This is a genomic window from Microbacterium sp. ZW T2_14, assembly GCF_044987405.1.
Lineage (GTDB): Bacteria > Actinomycetota > Actinomycetes > Actinomycetales > Microbacteriaceae > Microbacterium.
The window spans coordinates 1-1,333 of the sequence record NZ_JBJDRK010000127.1 but is presented as its reverse complement, the minus strand read 5'-3'; the positions used below and the strand labels follow the sequence as shown (position 1 = coordinate 1,333).

The 1,333-nt window shown below is 71.6% G+C and carries 1 protein-coding gene; it reads right to left on the bottom strand.

Translation table 11 applies throughout. From position 1 onward, the window contains the following. Nucleotides 1–95: 95 nt before the first annotated feature. The gene (efeO, locus tag ACI3KY_RS20265) at nt 96–1,325 is read right to left on the bottom strand and encodes an iron uptake system protein EfeO (protein WP_404931916.1); all 1,230 of its coding nucleotides are present in this window, start codon (nt 1,323–1,325) and stop codon (nt 96–98) included. Between the last annotated feature and the right edge of the window lie 8 nt (nt 1,326–1,333).

Genomic DNA, 1,333 nt, shown 5'->3' with positions numbered 1-1,333 from the left:
GCCCGAGCACGCCGCGCCGCGAGAGGCCGGCGCCCGCGGCCGGCGCCCCCGCCGGAGCGGGAGCGCCGGCGGGGGCGGTCACTGGGTCGGTCACGTTACGCCAGTACGGTGTTCGTGATCTGGGCGAGCGGCTCGGCCAGGGCGTTGATCAGATCGGTGAGCTCGCGCTTGTCGTCGTCGGTGAGCTCGGTGTACACCACGAAGCCGCCGTCGAGCGATCCGTACTGCGCGAGCGCGGCCTCGAGATCCACGTAGCCGGCGTCGATCTCGTCGGCGAGCGCCGCGCCGTCGTCACCCTGCGCCACGGCGAAATCGCGCACCAGCGAGAACGCCATCTTCGAGCCCTCGACGTTCGCGGCGAAGTCCGAGAGGTCGGTGCCCGACCACCAGTCCTCCTCGCCCTGGATCTTGCCCGTGGCGACCTCGTCGAGGAGCGCGATGGCGCCGTTGGAGATGCCGGCGATGCCCTGGGCGTCGAGCGACTCCTGGAACTCGTCGGAGTGCACGTAGTCGTACAGCTCCTGCACGTCGGCGATCAGCTGGTCGCCGAAGGCCGCCCGCTCCGCCTCGGTCGACGGGGCCCAGTCCTGCCAGGCCGGCGTCGCGCCGTCGGCGTTCAGCGCGTCGGCGGCCGGCACCCACAGGTCCTTCTCGATGCGGTGGAACCCGGTCCAGTCCAGCCCTTCGGCGACCGCGTCGACCTCGCGGTAGTCGATGCGCGGGTCGAGATCGCCGAGCGCCTCGGCCACGGGTTCGATGCGCTCGTAGGAGGCCCGCACGAGGGCGAACTGGGAACGCGCGGTCTCGTCGTCGCCCGACTCGTACGCGGCGACGAACTCCGAGACGGCGGGCACCAGCTGCCCGACCTGGTCCTTGACGAAGGCGGCGTAGAGGTCGACCGCCTGCTCCTTCTGCTCGGCGTCCTCGCCCGAGAGCTCGACGGCGTCGCCCGACACGGCGAAGGCGGCGCGGCCGACGCCGTCGCCGATCATGCCCGGCTTGCACACCGTGAAGTAGTCGCCCGGCTGCGCGACCACCGTCAGCGTGCGCGATGCGCCGGGAGCGATGTTCTCGACCTCGCCGACGATGCGCAGGCCGTCCTCGGCGAGCAGGTAGAACTCGGTGACCTCGTCGCCGTCGTTGCTCACGTCGAAGCTGAGCGTCCCGCTCTTCGCAGCGTCGCCCGACACCTCGCATCCGGAGGCCGTCGACGACACGCTCAGCACGTCGGATGAGGCGGCTTCGCTCTTCGCGACGCAACCGGACAGGATGAGGGCGCCGAGGCCGGCGACGGCGAGCGCCGGGATGAGACGACGGGCGGTCATGCTTCTCC